Genomic DNA, 18,987 nt, shown 5'->3' with positions numbered 1-18,987 from the left:
CAGAAATCTCAGCCACACTGGTCGATACGTCCAACCGTCTGCGGTCATTGGCAAACAGGGCTTGGACGCGGGGCTCTCGGCTTTCTTCTGTTCTGGAAGCAGGTGAATGAGGCTGCCAACTGGCTAGACCAAAAATCGCTATTGTAACGGGTGTCCGCGGCGCAGTCGCAAACACGGGCTCGGACCGGTTGCCCTTTGCAATCTGGGAATTCAAGAGTTGGGGTAATGAGATGTCCGGGGTGAAGCCATTCTGAAACAGCGAGAAAGTATCACTTAATCATCGAAACCCGTCGCTGGGTTCACCGTGAACCCGTAGCACAGTCCAACTCGCCAGATGTGTCAGGTGACAGCATCAATACCCATTTGTGGGTGTATCATTTGGGCCGAAATGTATCACAAAATCCCGCAGTGTATGAAAAAGACGAAAGCCGCCAAGCGATTGCTCGGCGGCTTTTCGTTTCCGATTAATCGGTTAAAGTGGTGAGCCGTGCAGGATTCGAACCTGCGACCCACTGATTAAAAGTCAGTTGCTCTACCAACTGAGCTAACGGCCCACTATCTGAGAGATCCTGTTAGATCCCGGTGCATCCATATGCAGTTCGCGCGATTGGCGCAAGTGCTCAGGCTGCTTATCGAGCAGGCGCGCAGGGGTCTTTGTGCCGTCCCGATAGGCGGGCTATCTATGTAAGCTCTCGGGGGGGGTCAAGCCCTTTTTTGCAGAATAGCAGTGTCAGTCTGGATTCATGTCGAAACCGGGGTTATATGCCCGACATGCAACGCCAATTCGATACATCTTTACCATTCATGAAAATGCATGGTCTCGGGAATGACTTTGTCGTTTTCGATAACCGTGCTCAGTCTCTTGTGGTGACTCCTGATCTTGCCCGCGCGATTGCCCATCGCCATTTTGGACTCGGGTTTGATCAGTTGGCCGTCATCGAAAATGGCAAAGGGGATGCCCATCTGACCTTTTACAATGCCGATGGGTCCAAATCGGCTGCGTGCGGCAATGCCACCCGATGCATCGCGCGCTTCCTGATGCGAGAGACCGGGCGTTCGGAGCTGCAGCTGACCACCGAACGCGGAGACCTGATGGCCCGTGATGCCGGCGATGAGCTGACCTCGGTGAACATGGGGCAGCCGCAGCTTCTTTGGAATGAGATCCCTCTGTCAGAGGCGATGGACACGCTCGAGCTCCCGATTGAAGGGTCTCCGACGGCAACAGGAATGGGCAATCCCCATTGCACGTTCTTTGTCGAAGATGCCGAAGCTATACCGCTGGAAGAGTTCGGAGCGCGCTACGAGTATCATCCGCTTTACCCCGAACGCACAAACGTTCAGATCGCGCAAATCGTTGGCCGGGATCATATCCGTATGCGTGTATGGGAGCGCGGAGTTGGTATCACACTGGCTTCCGGGTCCTCATCTTGCGCAACGGCCGTTGCGGCCGCTAGACGCGGGTTCACAGGGCGCAACGTTCGGATTGACCTAGATGGCGGGACCCTGTGGATCGACTGGGCCGATGATGGGGTTTGGATGACAGGTCCGACGATGCATGTGTGTTCCGGTCTGCTGACACCAGAGTTTTTGGAGACAGTGGGATGAACGCTCCACAATTCACAACGCTTGGCTGCCGCCTCAACGCCTACGAGACGGAAGCAATGAAGGAGCTGTCGAAAAAGGCGGGTCTTCGGGACGCAGTTATCATCAATACCTGCGCTGTCACGGCCGAAGCCGTTCGTAAGGCGCGGCAGGAAATTCGCAAGCTGCGGCGCGAAAACCCGCAGGCCCGGCTGATCGTGACCGGATGTGCGGCACAGACCGAGCCGGAAACGTTTTCTTCGATGGATGAGGTGGATGCCGTCATCGGGAACTCCGAGAAGATGAAGCCGGAAACCTGGATTGGCATGGCCGCAGACTTCATTGGTGATACCGAAGCGGTCCAGGTCGATGATATCATGTCCGTGACGGAAACCGCCGGGCACCTCATAGACGGGTTCGGAACCCGATCCCGTGCCTACGTTCAGGTCCAGAATGGATGCGATCACCGCTGCACATTCTGTATCATCCCTTATGGCCGTGGAAATTCGCGAAGTGTTCCCGCAGGGGTGGTGGTCGATCAAATCAAGAGGCTGGTGGACAAAGGCTTCAACGAAGTTGTTTTGACTGGTGTTGACCTAACCTCCTGGGGGGCGGACCTGCCGGCGCAACCGAAGCTCGGTGATCTGGTCATGCGGATCCTGAAGCTGATTCCCGACCTTCGCCGTCTTCGCATCAGTTCAATCGACTCGATAGAAGTAGACGAGAACTTGATGCAGGCCATTGCAACTGAGCCTCGCCTGATGCCCCACCTGCACCTGTCATTGCAGCACGGTGATGACCTGATCCTCAAACGGATGAAACGCCGGCACCTGCGCGATGATGCAATCCGGTTTGTCGAAGAAGCACGCATGTTGCGTCCAGATATGACCTTTGGCGCAGACATTATCGCCGGTTTTCCCACCGAGACAGACGCGCATTTCGAGAATTCAATGAAGCTGGTCCAAGACTGCGACCTGACTTGGCTGCATGTATTTCCCTACTCGCGGCGCGAAGGGACCCCGGCCGCGCGCATTCCGCAACAGATCAACGGAAAGATCATCCGCGAGCGTGCTGGTCGGCTACGAGAGGCAGGAGAAGAGCAGGTGCAACGGCACCTGGCAGCCCAGATCGGCCGGAAACACGACATTCTGATGGAAAGCCCCACAATGGGACGGACCGAACAGTTTGCCGAAGTCGCATTCTCGACGCCCCAGACAGAAGGGGAGATCGTGTCCGCCTCGATTTCAGGGCGGACCGACACGCAGCTAGTGGTGTAAGGCCCGTATGGATTTCAGCCGCTGTCAGATTGTTGCGGCAGCGAAGGACGCGGTGTCGTAATACTCGCTGAACTCACAGACCTTTCCGTCTCTGAACCTGCACACAATGACCACAGGCGTTTCAACCGGGATTCCCCGCGCGCGATGTTTCCACGCGGTTTTACCGATTCCGACGACCTTGTCGCCCTGAGAAATCGTCTCTTCCATGGTCCAGTGCTGCAACTCGAAGGCGTCGGTCAGATCTTTCAGATATTCGTGCATCTGGGCGCGGCCTTCACGGGGGCAACTGAAATCAAGACCATGATTTCCGCTGCCTAGCGAGCGAAGGCAGAGATCTTCGGTCGTGTATTCATCCCACAAATTCAGATCGGTGCCCTTGCAAGCATTCCATCTGGCATAGGCTTCGCGGACAAGCTGGGCGTTGGAATGCGTATTCATGGTAAACCTCAAAAAACAAATAACTGGAATTCATAAAGACTGCCGGTCAAACCGGTTTCGGTCAAGTAGGGTGGTTCCCGTGAACTTGGCTTGAAGTCTACTGAGTTGCCCTTTTGGATAAGAAAAGCCCCGCAGCGGCTGCTGCGGGGCTCCAATTTGGTCAGACAGGTGTGTTTCCTATCAAGAGGTCTTTTTGCCTTTCACAGGCGCCCAGAGGCGCTTGTTGGTCAGGTAAAGCATGACCGACAGTACCGTCAGGAACAGCACACCGACGAAACCAGCCTGCTTGCGGGCCATCATTTTTGGCTCGGCGGTCCACATAAGGAATGCGGTTACATCCTCGGAAAGGTGATGCAGGTCGTTTGCGTGCCCGTCTCTGAATTCCACCTGTTCGTCAGCCAACGGCGGTGCCATCGAGATCCAACCGCCAGGGAAGGCCGTGTTCTCATAAAGAACCGCTCCGGCCTCTTCCTTTTCCTTACCGGTATAGCCGGTCAGGAGCGAAGCAATGTACTCTGGTCCACCAATGCCTTTGAACAGCTGGTTGATACCCAGACCCGCCGGGCCGTGAAAGCCGGCACGCGCCTTGGCCATCAGGCTAAGGTCAGGAGCACTTTCCAGGCCAGAGCCTGGGAAATGATCGGTAGGGCGTGCCTCCCGGTCATCGTCCAGTTCCGGATCGAACACGGTGAAGTTTTCGGCCGCGTATGCGCGGACCTGCGCTTCGTCCATGCCGACACCACCTTCGTCAGACAGGGTGCGGATCGGCACCTGCTTCAGTCCGTGGCAGGCTGCGCAAACCTCAGTATAGATTTGCAGGCCGCGTTGCAGCTGGTTTTGGTCGTAGGTGCCGAAAGGGCCTTCGAACGAAAACGCGAAGTCCTCGATATGCTGGTCGCCGCCACCGGCCGCGAAAGACGCGGCAGGTGTCAGGGCCAGGGCAAAAGCGGCACCGATTGCAAGTTTCTTGAACATGGGTTCCGGTCCCTCTTCTTACTCGGCCGGCGTGGCGTCAGACGCCTTGCCGTAATGCGCGTTGAAGTCTTCTTCGATGGTCTCAGGCGCTGCTTCGGGCTTTTCGATGACGCCCAGCAGGGGCAGGATCACGAAGAAGTAGCCGAACCAGTAGGCCGAAGCGATCAGCGAGAAGGTTGCATAGGGCTCTTCCGCCGGCATCGCTCCCAGCCACATCAGGGCCATGAAGTCGACGATCAGCAAGTAGAACCACCATTTGAACATCGGGCGATAGCGACCCGAACGGACAGTCGAAGTGTCCAGCCAAGGTGCAAGAGCCATTGCGATGATTGCGCCGAACATGGCGATCACACCAAAGAACTTCGCATCGATGATGCCGCCGGTGATGAAGCTGGCGATTTGAACAACCCAGACTTCACCAGTGAAGGCACGCAGGATTGCGTAGAAGGGCAGGAAGTACCATTCCGGCACGATATGCGCGGGCGTCACCAGTGGGTTGGCTTCAATGTAGTTGTCGGGGTGACCCAGATAGTTCGGCATGAAGCCGACGATCGCCCAGAAAATCACAAGGATAACGGCCAGAGCAAACAGGTCCTTGATGACGAAGTAAGGCCAGAAAGGAAGCGTGTCTTTCTCAGCTTCTTCTTTCGAGCCCTTGCGGACATCAACACCGGTCGGGTTGTTGTTGCCTGTGTGGTGGAAAGCCCAGATGTGGACAACCACCAGAGCGGCAATAACGAACGGCAGCAGGTAGTGCAGCGAGAAGAAACGGTTAAGCGTGGCGTTGTCCACCGCCGGTCCGCCCAGCAGCCAAGTCTGGATCGGTTCGCCAATGAACGGGATGGCGCCAAACAGGCCGGTGATCACGGTTGCACCCCAGAACGACATCTGACCCCATGGCAGAACGTAACCCATAAAGGCCGTTCCCATCATGCAGAGATAGATCAGCATGCCGATGATCCACGTAATTTCGCGCGGCGCCTTGTAGGAGCCGTAGAACAGCCCGCGGAAAATGTGGATGTAAACTGCAACAAAGAACAGCGATGCACCGTTAGCGTGCAGATATCTCAGCATGTATCCGCCGTTCACGTTCCGCATGATGTGCTCGACGCTGGCAAAGGCCAGATCAACATGCGGGGTGTAGTGCATAACGAGGACGATGCCTGTAACGATCTGCAATACAAGGCAGAACGCCAGAACGATGCCCCAGATCCACCACCAGTTCAGGTTCTTTGGGGTGGGGATCATGATAGTGTCATAGATCAGGCCGACGATGGGCAGGCGGCTGTGCACCCACTTTTCGGCGCCCGTCTTCGGTTCATAATGGTCGTGCGGAATTCCGGACATGAGCGCGTCTCCTTATCCCAGCTTGATGACGGTAGGTTCAACGAACTCGGCAACCGGAACCGGCAGGTTCTCGGGCGCGGGCCCTTTGCGGATGCGGCCGGAGGTGTCGTAGTGCGACCCGTGGCAGGGGCAGAACCAGCCATGATACTCGCCAGCACCGTCACCAAGGGGAACACAGCCGAGATGGGTGCAGACACCCATCATCACCAACCATTCACCGGCTTCGTCAAGCGAACGGTTCTCGTCAGATGCGTCCAGACCCGGCTTGTTGGCGTTGCGGTCGTCCTTGTCCGGCAGGTCGGACAGGTCGACAGAACGTGCTTCGTCGATTTCTTCCTGACTGCGGCGGCGAATGAAAACCGGCTTACCCAGCCACTTTACGGTGATTTGGGTGCCAACTTCGACATCGGCGATGTCCACGCGAATCGAGGACAGCGCCTGAACGTCGGCTGACGGGTTCATTTGATTGACCAGGGGCCAGACGGCCGCCCCTGTGGCAACAGCACCGGCGCCAGCGGTGGCGTAGTAGAGGAAGTCCCTCCGGGTGCCTTCGTGATCTTCTGCGTGGGACACGAGGTTTTCTCCGATTCAAGCGCCCGGGTCCGGGCAAACATGCATATGCACCGTAACAATGCGGTGACTCAACGCGGGTATCTATCCGGGAGAGACCGGTTCGTCCAGCGGTCATAGGCGCGCAGGACGTCGCAGATAAGCATACATGTCGCGACAAGGACACAGAAATTCAAGATGTAGCCCCTGAAACTCAAGGGATCACCCGCGATCAGGTTTCCGGTGGACGCGTCTTGACCAGGCTGGGCCTTGATTCGAACCCTTTGAGCCAAGTAGCCAGATCGCTGTTTCCCTGGCGCCAGTTTCGGGCATCGTGGCGGAAATCGACATATCCCAGAGCGCAGGCAACAGCGATCTGCCCCATGCCCATAGGGCCGGCCAGATGACTCATCCAGCGCTGATTCAGAGCGGCGCAGGCCCGTTCAATTTTTGACCATTGTGCGTCTGTCCAGCTGTCCCACTGTTTGTCGGTCGGCCTCAGGCGGGCCTCATAGGTCATCAGCAATGCGGCGTCGAGGATGCCGTCAGCCAACGCCTCGAGCGTCAAAACTTCCCAACGCCGGTCCCCCTCGGGGTAGAAGGTCGCACCGGCCTTGTTGTTCAGAAAAGCGCAGATGACCCGGCTATCGAACAGGGTCGGACCGTCCGGGCGCTCGAGGGCCGGAACCTTGGTCAACGGGTTCTTTCCCATCAACGGATCCGCCGGTAAAAGAGGAGTGCCAGAGGCAGAAACCAACTCTATATCGTTCAGTTGCCCGGTTTCATGCAGCAGCACCATGACCTTGCGGACATAGGGCGAGGTCGGGCTGAAATAGAGTTTCATCGATCCGGCTCCCAGTGATGCGTTCCACTCACTTCGTAACCCTTATGTCCGATTCCGCATAGCCCCGGGCCGGGGTGAAATTTGGAAATTCCCTTGAGACCCAAAGCGGACACCGCTAATCACGCCGGAAAGGAGACCACCCATGTCGATGAACAGCTTTGGCCACCTCTTTCGCGTCACCACTTGGGGTGAAAGCCATGGCCCGGCACTTGGTGCCACAGTGGATGGGTGTCCTCCGGGCGTTCCCGTTGACGAGGCGATGATCCAGCATTGGCTTGATCGCCGCAAACCGGGGCAGAACAAGTTCACCACCCAGCGCCGAGAACCTGATGCGGTAAAAATCCTCTCAGGTGTGTTCGAGGGACAGACCACCGGCACCCCGGTTCAGTTGATGATCGAGAATACGGATCAGCGGTCCAAGGACTATTCTGAGATCATGGACAAGTTCCGGCCCGGCCATGCCGATATCACCTATTGGCAGAAATATGGAATTCGCGATTACCGGGGTGGCGGGCGCAGTTCCGCTCGGGAAACCGCCGCGCGGGTGGCTGCGGGTGGTTTGGCCCGCGCGGCGATCCGTGCCATTGCCCCCGATGTGCAGATCACCGGTTACATGGTGCAGATGGGACCGCATAAGATCGACCGCGCACGGTTCGACTGGGCGCAGATCGAGCAGAACCCGTTCTGGGTTCCGGATGCGCAGTCCGTAGCAGAATGGGAAGTCTATCTTGATGGCCTTCGAAAGTCCGGCAGCTCCGTCGGAGCGGTGGTCGAAGTTGTGGCCCGCGGAGTTCCGGCGGGGCTGGGCGCTCCGGTTTACGGCAAGCTCGACACGGATCTTGCGTCGGCGATGATGTCGATCAACGCCGTAAAGGGCGTAGAAATCGGCGAAGGCATGGCCGCTGCGGAACTGACCGGTGAAGCCAACGCCGATGAAATCTTCATGGGGCAGAACGGACCTCAGTACAGCTCCAATCACGCCGGAGGCATACTGGGTGGCATTTCGACCGGGCAGGATATTGTCGTTCGGTTTGCTGTCAAACCCACCTCATCGATTCTCACCACCCGTAAGACGATTACCAAGTCAGGTGAGGAAACCGAAATCATCACGAAGGGCCGCCATGACCCCTGTGTCGGGATCCGCGCCGTCCCAGTCGGTGAGGCAATGATGGCCTGTGTCATTCTGGATCACATGCTGCTTCACCGTGGTCAGGTCGGTGAAAACCGGGGCAAGATTGGCTGATCTGCGGTCCGAACTCCGCCGAGTTGCGCAAGATCGGATGAGCAGAGATCCCGCCCACGATCTTGCACATTTGGATCGGGTCTGGACAAACGCGCAGGCGATCGCGGACAACTCGGCGAATATGCTGGTGCTTCTGGCGGCATGTTACCTCCATGATCTTGAAAACCTGCCCAAGGATGATCCCGACCGCCATCTTGCGTCGCGACGTTCTGCAGATGCCGCCAAACCTATTCTGTCTGCGCTTGGCTACTCGGAAGCCGACATTGGTGCAGTGGGTCATGCGATCGAGGCGCACAGCTTTTCCGCCGGTATCCCGCCGGAATCGATCGAGGCGCAGATTCTTCGAGACGCCGATCGGCTTGACGCGCTGGGCGCTGTCGGTATCGCGCGCACCTTTGTAGTTGCCGGAGGGCTGGGGCGTGCGATTTACGATCCCGCTGATCCGTTTGCCGAAAGCCGGCCATTAAATGAGCTTCAGTTCTCGATCGACCATTGGAAGGTCAAGCTTCTGAAGCTGCCGAACGACATGCTGACCGACCGGGGCCGGGTCTTGGCGCAGGCCAGAACTACCCGCATGCTGCAATTTCTGGATGATCTCGGAGAAGAGATTGGCGCTGTCCGTCCCGCGGACTGGCGTTAAGTCCAAGCCGGCGGGGCGCTGCCAAGATCGGCTGCGGGCCTGTCCCATTTCATCGGATTTCCATCGATCCGGATCGCAGGCCGCAGCCGCAGCGCCGGTCCCCACGGGGTTTTCTCCTGCCAATCATCCAGATCATCTTTGTCAGAGCCGGTTATCTGGTCGTCCTCGATCGCAGGCATTGCCGCCAGAGTTTCGGCCGTGCGGGCAAGCGAAAGGCGTGCCGAAAAAATGCCTTCGCCGCGAACCGCGCGCGCCAGCCCGACCAGGACTGCGGTCGCTACAAAATACCCTGTGGCGTGGTCCAAGGCCTGAACAGGAAGCGGGTGGGGGCGCTCAGACCCCGACCAGCGCCTGCCGGCTTCGGCGATCCCGCTGCTCATTTGAACAAGCGAGTCGAACCCGCGCCTGCCGGCCATGGGTCCGTTCCATCCATAGGCATCGTGGCAAACTTCGATCATGCCCGGCGACAGGCTTGCCCGACGTGACCGGGAAATCAGTCTGTCGAGAGCGCCTGGTCGGTATCCATGAACCAGAACGTCAGCTTTCTCCAGCAGACTTTCGAAGATCTCCAACCCTTCAGAAGTCTTGAGGTTCAGCCGACAGCACCGCTTACCAAGGTTCACGTCCGGTACGACGCCTGGTTCGCTCCAATCCTTGGGATCGACCCTGAGAACATCTGCACCAAAACCTGCCAGCGTCCGGGTCGCAACCGGACCTGCAATGACACGCGTCAGGTCCAGCACTCTCAGCCCGGACAGGGGCTGGCCGACTACTGGCGCCCAATCCCGCATTGAACCGGAACGCTTCTCCCAATGAACGAGCGGCTCGGATGCGACCGCTGCCCCCTGCGGGTGTTTCAGCCATTCGCTGCGTGATCGCATTGCAGCGGCTGCACCGCCCGCCGCGACGATTTCGCGCTCGAGCAATTCAATTTCCCATTCCCGTACAATTGCAACAACGCGATCTCGATCCGCAGAACATCCAAGCACTGAGAGCGCGGCGGTTAAATGGTGACGCGCGTTGGTGTGGAGCCTGATCCACCCGTCTTTTCCTTCATAGTCGCCCGCAACGGCGTCCCACAGCGGAGGCAGCCGCCAGCCCTGCGGATGGATAGATTGCGAAAACCAAAGTGAGGCGAGCCGCCGATCAATAGTGACAGCGGGGGCCGACCCTGCCCCGCAAGCTTCAATCAGGGCCGCCAACGCGCTGCCGACCGCTCCCATTGACTGGACCGCCAAATCGCTGACAGCGAAACAGGATTGCCATGATCCGTGGCCTGTCTCTTCCACGAAACCGGTCCCGAATGCCGTGGTGATGTCGGTTGAGAATGCCTGCATACGGTACAGCCTTTGACGCGAATTGATCCCGGGTATGCACAGTGAGGGCAGCAGCTATCGGAAATCAAGCAATTGCCATTTGCTGCCCAAAGGCGCAGTTTCGCGGCTATGCCCGCCTCGTTAACATCGCATCGACCTCTAACGGCAATCGCGCTGAAACTTGGCGCGCTTTTTCTGTTCACATCCATGTCTGGTCTGGTCAAGGCGCTGTCCGACGACATCCCCCCGGGTGAATTGGTGTTCTTCCGGTCCTTTTTCGCGATTCCCGTCATCGTAGTTTGGCTGCTATGGCGCGGCGAATTGAACGAAGGTTTGCGGGTCAAAAAGCCAATGGGACATTTCTGGCGCGGTGTCCTTGGCACCACTGCAATGGGGCTTACCTTTACTGGCCTTGGTCTGCTTCCGTTGCCCGAGGTAACCGCCATAGGCTATGCCACTCCGATTTTCACAGTGGTTCTGGCGACAGTCATGCTGGGTGAGAAGATCCGATTGATCCGCTTGGGGGCGGTTGCGATCGGGCTCTTTGGTGTTCTTGTCATGCTCTGGCCGCGGCTCGGAAGCGGAAGCTCTGTTGGGGACATGGCGACCATCGGGGCGCTTTGTGTTCTTGCCGCAACCGTTGCACGGTCCTTTGTCCAGATACATATCCGGCAACTGGTGGCGGTGGATCATCCGGCCGCCGTGGTATTCTATTTTTCGCTGACCGCTTCTCTGTTGTCGGCCCTGACGGCGTTTTGGGGATGGGTTGTCCCGACATGGGAACAGGCCCTGATCATGATTTCGATGGGTTTCATCGGCGGGGTGGCGCAGATACTCGTGACCTCCTCGTACCGTTTCGGACAGGCCTCGATGCTGGCGCCCTATGATTACACGACGATGCTGTTTGCCATTGTCATTGGGTACGTCTGGTTCGATGAACTACCGACAGCAATCATGCTGGTTGGTGCGCTTCTGGTCATTGCGGGCAATGTCGTTGTGATCTGGCGCGAGCGTCAGTTGGGTCTGGAACGCGCAAAGGCCCGTTCCGCGACAGATCCGAAAGGCTGATCTTGCCCTTTATCGCTGAGGTCTTAGGGTGGCGCGGACAGACAGGAAAGGCTGCCCGATGAGTGACGCACAAGACCACAAGCAGAAGATGAAGAAGGTGCAGGCCGAGCACCGTGAAAAGGTTTCGCAGCTCAAGGACCCGGAGCGCGGTCTGGTTCTTATTCATACCGGTAAGGGCAAGGGAAAATCCTCGTCAGCGTTCGGCGTGGTCGTGCGTGCTCTTGGGTGGGGGCAGAAAGTGGCCGTGGTCCAGTTCATCAAGGGCAAGTGGAAGACCGGTGAACGTCGGTTCTTCGAGGAACATGGCGGTGTGACATGGCACACTATGGGCGAAGGGTTCACATGGGACACACAGGACCGAGATCGTGACATAGCCGCAGCGACGGCGGCCTTTGACAAGGCATGTGATCTTATGAGCAACGGCGAATATGACTTGGTCGTTCTGGACGAGATCAACATTGCGTTGCGGTATGAATACCTGACAGTTCAAAGAGTGATCGAAGGCCTTGACGAACGCGCGGCAAAAACCGGGGTCATTCTGACCGGGCGTGACGCCCCAGAAGAGCTGTGTGCATATGCCAACCTCGTCACGGAAATGACCGAGGTGAAACACCCCTTTCAGGCCGGGATCAAGGCGCAGCGCGGCGTGGACTTCTGAGACGTCAGAAGGCAAACGCTGCTGAATCATCCAAGCCACTACATTTCTAAGGTAGATGCGCGCGACTCCCGCGCATACAGTGATCAACAGGCCGAGCCGGAGGAATGAGGCGCATGCGCTGGATAAAGAGAATTGCCCTTTTTTTTCTGGCTTTCGCCGGGATTCTTCTGATCGGCGCATGGTTGTTGCTCTCCTCTTCTCTGTTGGCAGGTCCCAGAGGTGATCTGACGGCGCGGTTCCTGTCCGGGAAGCTCGGACAGACCGTGCAGATCAACGGGGGTGTCAGTGTCGAGCTAGGGGAAATGCTGCACGTGTCAGCCGCGGGCCTGGTTCTGCCCAGCCGTTCCATGACCGATGTGACGCTTGCCGAAATCAAGCAATTGGATTTTGATCTATCCCTGCGAGAACTCAGGCAGGGCCGTGTCGATCTGGCCAATCTGACGGGGGACGGGGTTCGACTGTCCCTGCTCGCCGATGAAGAAGGCAATACGTCCTGGTCGACCGGTCCGAAAGCCAAGAGCGACGGGCAATCGGGCTCGAGCGGCGACATGGAAGGCTTCTTTGCCGGTAAGACCGTGGTTTTGCGGAACTCCGGTGTTCTCTACCGCGATGAACGCAACGGGTTGGATCTCGACCTGAATTTGACTGAGCTGGATCTGAGGCGGGACGATTTAGCTTCCCCGTTCGAAATCAGTGGTTCAGGGGCGCTCAATGGTGAAGAGTTGAAGCTGAACGGGATGTTCCCGCCAGCACAGCCGTTTAATCTGGCTGCGGATTTTGAACGGATCTCACTCAAGGTGGATGGAGGTCCGGCCGAGGGCGGATACGGGGCAGGCATGTCCGCGGGCCTGGCGTTGGATATATCCGAGTTGGGCCAGCTTTTGGATGTCTTGAAGCTAGAGAAAGTGTTGTCGGGAACAGGTCAGGTCAGCGCCCGGTTTTCCTCATCCAAAGGTGTAAGCCGAATAGAGGACCTGTCGGTTCAGGTGAACCTTGATGGTGGGCAAAGCGTCGAAGTGACAGGTGAATTGGGAGAGCTTGGAAACCCGGCAGATGTAACTCTGGACACCAAAATCCGTCTTTATGCTCCCGACAATCTGCCCGCGCCCACGAAGAGCCGCCGCAATTTGAAGCTGACCGGCGTTGACATGCTATTGGCTGCGCAACCCAACGGGGTTCCGAAACGCGGTATGGTCATTGCAACAAACGGCTTTGTTCTGGATACAAGCGGTGAGGGTCCGCCGCCAATTGATGTTTCGCAGGTTTCACGCACGGCTGATGGAAAGCTTCGGCTAGGCAAGGTAACTCTGCGGATTGGGCCGCCCGAGGCGCATTTCATGGTACTCGAAGGATCAATTTCTGATGCTTTGCGCCTCGAGGGCATCCAAGCAGAGGCCGCACTGTCCTTGCCCGCTGCCAGCTTGTTTGCTCCGGAACTGTTTCAGACTTCCGACGTTTTGGGTGTTGTCAGCGGAGGCTTCAGAGTGAGCGGATCCGGCACCGAATTGGCATTGACCGATTTGAATGCGGAAACGACAGGCACTGACCTTTGGAACTTGAAAGTCTTGGGTTCCGTCGGCAATGCGCTGAATTTCGGCGACGTAGCGCTGAATGTCGCGGCCGATGTTCCGTCCGGAGCGGACCTTCTTTCAGCGCTACGGCTGGAGCCCGTGGCCACCGGTCCCGCTAAACTGACTGCCAAACTTTCCAGCGAAGGCAAGGACTGGGAAACCGAAATGACGATCTCGGTAGATCAGTCTAACTTGGGCTTGACACTTGATGTCGATCTCGATGACCCACACCCGATTATCAAAGGGCAGATCGAAAGTGATCTCATCCGCATCGTTCACCTGCGTGACATCATCGCCGCGTCAATTCAGTTCGGAAAGTTGAACCAAAAGGAAAAGGCGAAGGAAAGCGTTGAACCCGAAGATGAGATCAAGGTTCAGCCGCTGGTTCTGTCAGATCCCGCACCGAGCGAGGACGCAGAACCGGGGCCGATAAGGAACGTGACGCTGGACCCGCTAGGACGGGCAATCCTGTTGTCGGGTATGGATCTCGATGTTGGGATCGATCTGCGCAAAGTCGAAGGGGAAAAGGGGACCAGTAGTCTGTCGAGCGAACTTGTGATGGTGGATGAAAAAGCCAAGCTCGGTCCGTTGCGGTTCGAATATGGCGGCGGGCATTTCGATGTAAGCGGGGCGATCGACCTGGCGGAGCATCCGGATGTCCTGAACCTGTCTGGTTCGACGAGCGGGTGGGATTTCGGAAAGATCATGCACGCAATCAAGTTCAAGAAGGGTGCCAATGGTATTCTCAACGCCAATTTCGACGTGACCGGCAGCCACGCTTCGGTTGGGGATTTCCTGTCCTCCATGTCTGGCGCCGCCACCGTGTCCATGAACAGCGGAAGTATCGACACCCAACTGCTTGACCTTGCCGGGCTCGGCGTCATTCCGTGGCTTTTTTCGAAGGACAAAGGGTCGGCCGCACCGATTGTCTGTCTGCGGGCGCCGCTTCATGTTTCAAATGGGCGAATTTCGACCAAGCAGTCAGTGGTTGAAACGGATGAGGTTCAGGTCGTGGTTTTTGGATATGTGGATCTGCGTCAAAAGTCGCTTGATGTCTCCGGTCAGCCCCGCAAGATTGGAAAACCTCTCTCGCGCAGCCCATGGCCGTTCACGGCGGTTGGTTCCCTCAACAAGCCCAAGGTTAAGGTCAAGGATGGCCCGAGTCGCCTGAAGCGATCAGACGGTGCGTCCACGATGCCGGCGCGTCGCAAACTCTGTGTGCCGGACATCCTGCAACTGCAATAGCCTCAGAATACGCCAAGATTTAAGGAATTTTGGGTTTGTGAACGGCTTCACAGACTGGCGGCTCGGTATTATGCAAATTGTATCCAGGCTGTTGATGCCACTGGGAGGAAAAGAAGATGACCACCATAAGGACCTTCGAAACCCGCATCGTAAAGATCGCTCGGATTTTCACCCGTAATGTAATCGGATCTGCGCAGAGCTGCCATTCCATGCAGAACCGAGTAAACGAATTCCACTGAGATTTCATTCGGCGGGGGACCGCTTCGCCGAACTGCTGACCAATGAAAGGCCACGCTATGAAACGCCCAGCAATCTATTCGGTTAGTCTGGATTTAGCCAGCATCCGAGATCAGATCGCGGTCGGCGTGGCTGTATTGCACGACCCCGATTGCAGTTGCTTCTGTCACCAATCGTTAATCGTTAATGCCGGAAAGCAACTAATGACCTCGTGACGCTTTTGGCTTTGCGCCGAAGGCTCTGGATGACTTCACAAAAACTTGCAGAAGGATCGGTGTTCGGTAACTGGAATGTCGCTGCGCAATTTGCGCGCACCGTTTCAGAACTTCCACCTCGCGCCGGTAAAGAACGCGAGCGAGTCTTTGTAGTCAGCAAAATCGTCGTCATATGAATAACCGCGAAGCAGTGCAAAGATCTCGGTGTTGTTGGCGTCAAAATGCTGTACAGCAGCCAGCCCGATCGAACGAGACTCCGAGCCGGATCCCACCAGATCGAAACCGTGGTAGAAATCGAGCGAGATGGCTGTGTCGCCGACAGGAAACAGGTTCCAGATCTTGCCAACCTTGATGTAGCGGTACTTTCCAGATTCGTTGCTATGCGCGCCGGCAAGGGTGAGGGTGAGATTGTTTGAGTGAAGCACCACCGAACCTGACGCCGCAACGACCCGTTCGCTGCCTTTGAAGGTCAGTCCAAGACCGCCGCCGAACCGATACGTGTCGGTGTCGATCCGGTATCGCAATGCACCATCCGCATAGGTGTCCAGAGTGCCGTTGATAACGTCCTTGCCGACCGCGAGCGACAGCTTCAGGTTTTCCGTAATTTGCCGGTCATAGCGGGTTCTCAGAACCCGGTTGCCGTCAATGTCCCTGCCCCTCACGCGATCTCCGTCGAAATTGTCGAACACGTCTTTGATCCTCAGCGCGGAAAGCCGGTTGTCGGTGCGCCGGATAAATTGTCCGCCAGCAGAGGGTGACGGGTCAGAAAATGCGGTAACAGTGGTTCTGGAGAAATCGATCTCGGAGATACCGTCAGTTGCCATGCTTCCCTGGCCAATTGTGATGGTGCCAAGGACGGGGTGATCCAGGATCAGCTCGAGTTTTCTGAGGTTCGAACCGTCAAGCTCGAAACCGGCACCGTTCGAATCCAGTTGGCTTACATCCTTTGACGATCTCGGGGTTAAGCCCCCTTCAAACCGAACACGCGCTGAGAATTTTCCGATCGACCGCAATGCCCACAGGAACCCCAACCGGGTTGATGCATTGTCATTGTCGACGGGGAAATAGGCTCTGGTTGAAAGCCCATCGTTGTAACCGAGAAAAGCCTGGCTGATCTGGCCATACAGCGTGATCGTACGTCCCAGCGGAGTGTCCAGCGTGCGCCAATCATCTGCCGGATCTTCCGCGAGCGTGAAGGCATCCGCAACGGTGCGGTCGCGGGCGACCAATGGGCCAGCCAATGACACCAGAAAGAGCATCGCTGTGATCAGTACTACCGCGGCGTTTTTCATGTTGCGTCGCTCGTGGCGTCCCCGTCCCGAAAATGTCTGTTTCAATACCTCGGCAGTATCAGCATTCGGAACGGGCGATGCAAAAACTTTCACCAAACGCGCCTGGCCTAGATTTGGCGCTGCTTGTTGAAACCAGGGCGCCAAAGCCGACAATTGATTGTTCTCTAAGAGCGCTGTTGCCCGGCCCGGTGAAGGGCCAGGGCACGCAGGTGTTTATCCCTGAAGAACCTGAGCCATCTGTCCGTCATCGATAACCGGGATGATTTCGAATGACATCAGATCGGTCCAGGCACGGCACCATTTGGCAACCGCAACCGGATCATCTGAATCGGCAACAGCAAAACCGCGCCCACCGGCTACGTCAAACCAACGCGCTTCCATGGTTACCCCCTCGGGAGGGAGACCGCCTGTTTTCATGAACCGCTCAATGATTGCGTCAACATTGTCGGGTTCAAATACCCATGCAGCAATATACTTCATATCTACCTCCTTTGTTAAAGGCGGCAGTATAGCACGACTCTCGGTTTTCTGTTCAGCCCGATCTAATCGGCAGGCCGAACGGTCTGGGTCTGATTTCCGAGCCCTTGGATGTGAAGACGCATCACCTGACCGGGGCCCAGATAGACGGGCGGCTTTTGCCCCATCCCCACACCCGGAGGTGTTCCCGTCGAGATGATGTCGCCGGGCTGTAGGCTCATGAAGCGGCTGCAATAGCTGATCAGGTGAGGGACCTTGAAAACCATCGTCGACGTGCTGCCTTCCTGATACCGATGCCCGTCCACGTCCAGCCACATTGCGAGATTGTCGAAATCTCCCACTTCGTCCGGTGTGACCAGCCAAGGACCGACCGGCCCGAAGGTGTCGCAACCCTTGCCTTTGTCCCAGGTGCCGGCGCGTTCCAGCTGAAATTCGCGCTCGGATACGTCGTTTGCGATACAAAATCCGGCTACGTGATCCAGCGCATCCGCTTCGTCGATGTAACGTCCGCCTTTCCCGATGACGACCGCCAGTTCAAGCTCCCAGTCAACCTTTCGGGATTCTCGTGGCAGTTCGACATCGTCATCCGGGCCGCTAATGCTCGACGTCCATTTGCTGAAAATCACGGGTTCCGGGGGGATCGGCATTCCTGCTTCCTCGGCGTGATCGGCATAGTTCAGACCGATGCAGATGAACTTTCCGACCCGGCCCACACAGGGTCCAAGGCGCAAGTCGTGCTGCGGTGTTCCTGGAACAGCAGGAAGTGAATTCGGGTCCAGTCCTTGCAGCGCCTTGAGGCCGTCGGGCAGCAAGGTCGAACCAGCGATATCGTCAACATGCCCGGACAAATCCCGCACCTGATTGTTGTCGTCCAGCAGTCCGGGCCGTTCGTTGCCAGCCGGCCCATACCTAAGAAGCTTCATATCTGAGATCCTTTGTTCTGCAGTGGATGGTCAAGGGCCAAAACGGCCTGATCCACGTGAAGCCACGGCAAGATTGGCCCTGATCTGGAGCGCTGATTATCTTTTGATCTTGTTCTGATCGGATACATGCCGGGCGATCAAATTTTTGTAGAGAGACTGAATTCTCTGGGTGACAGGCCCGGCCCCGGAGAGATCCCCGATCCGCTTCCCGTCGATTTCGGCCACGGGTGTCTGTGCACCGAACGTCCCGGTCAAAAAAGCTTCGTCGGCACCATATGCTTCGTAGAGCGAGTAGTTCTTTTCGAACACCGGGATTCCGTTCGCACGGCAGAGATCAATAACCTTCTGCCGGGTGACCCCGTTCATGCAATAGTCGCCGGTTGATGTCCAAACCTCTCCGCGTCGAACAATGAAGAAGTTGCACGCATTGGTCGTATTCACGAAGCCATGCGGATCAAGCATCAAACCTTCATCGGCTCCGGCTTGCTCGGCTTGCAGACAGGCAATTACACAGTTCAGTTTGGAGTGGCTGTTGAATTTCGCATCTTGACTCATCGGCAGTCCGCGCACCTGCGGAACCGTCGCCAGCCGAATGCCGGCTGATTGCAGGCTCGATTTCGGTGTTGAATGCTCCATGATGATTACGAGCGTTGGCCCTGATCGGCTGAGAGACGGGTGCTGGAAGGGTTTGACCTTTGTTCCGCGCGTCAACATGAGGCGGCAATGAACATCCGTTTGCATTGCGTTGGCCGCGGCTGTTTGCTCCAGCGCCTCAAGAATGCCCGCCTTGTCCATTCCAACGTCTAACGAGACCGCTTTGCAGGAGTTCAAAAAGCGGTCCATATGCTCGTCGAAAAAGGCCCAGACCCCATCATAGAGCCGCATCCCTTCCCACATGCCGTCGCCCAGCATGAATCCAGAATCATAGACCGACACCTTGGCGTCGTCTCGATGAACAATGTCGCCATTCACATAGATCTGTATGTCCCGATTGCGGATGTCCTCTTCGGAATCATGGGTTGTGTGCGAAGCGTCGGTTTGGGTCATGGACTGCATTTCCAGATTTGTCTGTCTGAACCGATGTTTCACAT

The 18,987-nt window shown here is 57.0% G+C and carries 17 protein-coding genes and 1 tRNA gene; 7 read left to right on the top strand and 11 right to left on the bottom strand.

The features are described 5' to 3' along the window. Window positions 1–478: 478 nt before the first annotated feature. Window positions 479–554: transfer RNA gene (locus ACP15U_RS08655), tRNA-Lys, on the bottom strand. 208 nt (window positions 555–762) lie between these two features. Between ACP15U_RS08655 and dapF the strand changes: the two genes are divergently transcribed. Both dapF and mtaB read left to right on the top strand, forming a co-directional pair. Then, complete coding sequence (gene dapF, locus ACP15U_RS08650; RefSeq protein WP_425044755.1) at window positions 763–1,605, top strand: diaminopimelate epimerase; 843 nt, start codon at window positions 763–765, stop codon at window positions 1,603–1,605. Continuing rightward, the gene (gene mtaB, locus ACP15U_RS08645; RefSeq protein ID WP_425044754.1) at window positions 1,602–2,858 is read left to right on the top strand and encodes a tRNA (N(6)-L-threonylcarbamoyladenosine(37)-C(2))-methylthiotransferase MtaB; all 1,257 of its coding nucleotides are present in this window, start codon (window positions 1,602–1,604) and stop codon (window positions 2,856–2,858) included. Before dapF ends, mtaB begins: the two co-directional genes overlap by 4 nt. Before the next feature lie 24 nt (window positions 2,859–2,882). Here the strand turns inward: mtaB and ACP15U_RS08640 are convergent, their stop codons facing one another. From ACP15U_RS08640 to ACP15U_RS08620, 5 genes are all read right to left on the bottom strand, one after another. Beyond that, window positions 2,883–3,296 (bottom strand): nuclear transport factor 2 family protein, encoded by a 414-nt coding sequence (locus tag ACP15U_RS08640; RefSeq protein WP_425044753.1) that lies wholly within the window; start codon window positions 3,294–3,296, stop codon window positions 2,883–2,885. 180 nt (window positions 3,297–3,476) lie between these two features. Next, the gene (locus tag ACP15U_RS08635; protein ID WP_425044752.1) at window positions 3,477–4,271 is read right to left on the bottom strand and encodes a cytochrome c1; all 795 of its coding nucleotides are present in this window, start codon (window positions 4,269–4,271) and stop codon (window positions 3,477–3,479) included. An 18-nt stretch (window positions 4,272–4,289) separates the two neighbouring features. Then, window positions 4,290–5,618, bottom strand: coding sequence for a cytochrome b (gene petB, locus ACP15U_RS08630; RefSeq protein ID WP_425044751.1), 1,329 nt, complete (start codon window positions 5,616–5,618; stop codon window positions 4,290–4,292). Between the two features lie 12 nt (window positions 5,619–5,630). Continuing rightward, a complete protein-coding gene (petA, locus tag ACP15U_RS08625; RefSeq protein WP_425044750.1) occupies window positions 5,631–6,191 on the bottom strand; it encodes a ubiquinol-cytochrome c reductase iron-sulfur subunit in 561 nt (186 codons plus the stop codon). Window positions 6,192–6,399: 208 nt separating this feature from the next. Then, window positions 6,400–7,011: a glutathione S-transferase gene (locus tag ACP15U_RS08620; RefSeq protein WP_425044749.1), complete on the bottom strand. Its 612-nt coding sequence runs from the start codon at window positions 7,009–7,011 to the stop codon at window positions 6,400–6,402. 142 nt (window positions 7,012–7,153) lie between these two features. On the opposite strand from ACP15U_RS08620, the gene aroC reads away from it, so the two are divergent. Next, window positions 7,154–8,254: a chorismate synthase gene (aroC, locus tag ACP15U_RS08615; RefSeq protein WP_425044748.1), complete on the top strand. Its 1,101-nt coding sequence runs from the start codon at window positions 7,154–7,156 to the stop codon at window positions 8,252–8,254. A gap of 37 nt (window positions 8,255–8,291) precedes the next feature. Beyond that, entirely contained in the window at window positions 8,292–8,894 is a 603-nt protein-coding gene (locus tag ACP15U_RS08610) for an HD domain-containing protein (protein WP_425044747.1), read from the top strand. On the opposite strand, the gene ACP15U_RS08605 is transcribed toward ACP15U_RS08610, so the two are convergent. Then, window positions 8,891–10,231 (bottom strand): CoA transferase, encoded by a 1,341-nt coding sequence (locus ACP15U_RS08605; protein WP_425044746.1) that lies wholly within the window; start codon window positions 10,229–10,231, stop codon window positions 8,891–8,893. The genes ACP15U_RS08610 and ACP15U_RS08605 overlap by 4 nt on opposite strands. 108 nt (window positions 10,232–10,339) lie before the next feature. On the opposite strand from ACP15U_RS08605, the gene ACP15U_RS08600 reads away from it, so the two are divergent. From ACP15U_RS08600 to ACP15U_RS08590, 3 genes are all read left to right on the top strand, one after another. Beyond that, window positions 10,340–11,278 carry a DMT family transporter gene (locus ACP15U_RS08600; RefSeq protein WP_425044745.1) on the top strand — a complete coding sequence of 313 codons (939 nt, stop codon included), beginning with the start codon at window positions 10,340–10,342 and terminating at the stop codon, window positions 11,276–11,278. A 58-nt stretch (window positions 11,279–11,336) separates the two neighbouring features. Continuing rightward, window positions 11,337–11,936: a cob(I)yrinic acid a,c-diamide adenosyltransferase gene (cobO, locus tag ACP15U_RS08595; RefSeq protein WP_425044744.1), complete on the top strand. Its 600-nt coding sequence runs from the start codon at window positions 11,337–11,339 to the stop codon at window positions 11,934–11,936. A gap of 113 nt (window positions 11,937–12,049) precedes the next feature. Next, window positions 12,050–14,752, top strand: coding sequence for an AsmA-like C-terminal region-containing protein (locus tag ACP15U_RS08590; protein WP_425044743.1), 2,703 nt, complete (start codon window positions 12,050–12,052; stop codon window positions 14,750–14,752). Between the two features lie 556 nt (window positions 14,753–15,308). Here the strand turns inward: ACP15U_RS08590 and ACP15U_RS08585 are convergent. From ACP15U_RS08585 to ACP15U_RS08570, 4 genes are all read right to left on the bottom strand, one after another. Continuing rightward, window positions 15,309–16,589, bottom strand: coding sequence for a hypothetical protein (locus ACP15U_RS08585; protein ID WP_425044742.1), 1,281 nt, complete (start codon window positions 16,587–16,589; stop codon window positions 15,309–15,311). Between the two features lie 120 nt (window positions 16,590–16,709). Next, on the bottom strand, window positions 16,710–16,976 hold the full coding sequence (locus ACP15U_RS08580; protein ID WP_425044741.1) for a DUF3303 domain-containing protein: 267 nt from the start codon (window positions 16,974–16,976) through the stop codon (window positions 16,710–16,712). 62 nt (window positions 16,977–17,038) lie between these two features. Continuing rightward, window positions 17,039–17,896, bottom strand: a complete 858-nt coding sequence (locus tag ACP15U_RS08575; RefSeq protein WP_425044740.1) for a fumarylacetoacetate hydrolase family protein — start codon at window positions 17,894–17,896, stop codon at window positions 17,039–17,041. A 96-nt stretch (window positions 17,897–17,992) separates the two neighbouring features. After that, window positions 17,993–18,943 (bottom strand): aminotransferase class IV, encoded by a 951-nt coding sequence (locus ACP15U_RS08570; RefSeq protein WP_425044739.1) that lies wholly within the window; start codon window positions 18,941–18,943, stop codon window positions 17,993–17,995. Between the last annotated feature and the right edge of the window lie 44 nt (window positions 18,944–18,987).

Origin of the sequence: Primorskyibacter sp. S87, from assembly GCF_049801055.1 — a bacterium.
In the GTDB taxonomy this organism is placed as follows: domain Bacteria; phylum Pseudomonadota; class Alphaproteobacteria; order Rhodobacterales; family Rhodobacteraceae; genus JBNAGF01.
The sequence above is the reverse complement of the archived record's forward strand: the minus strand, read 5'-3'. Positions and strand labels throughout refer to the sequence as shown.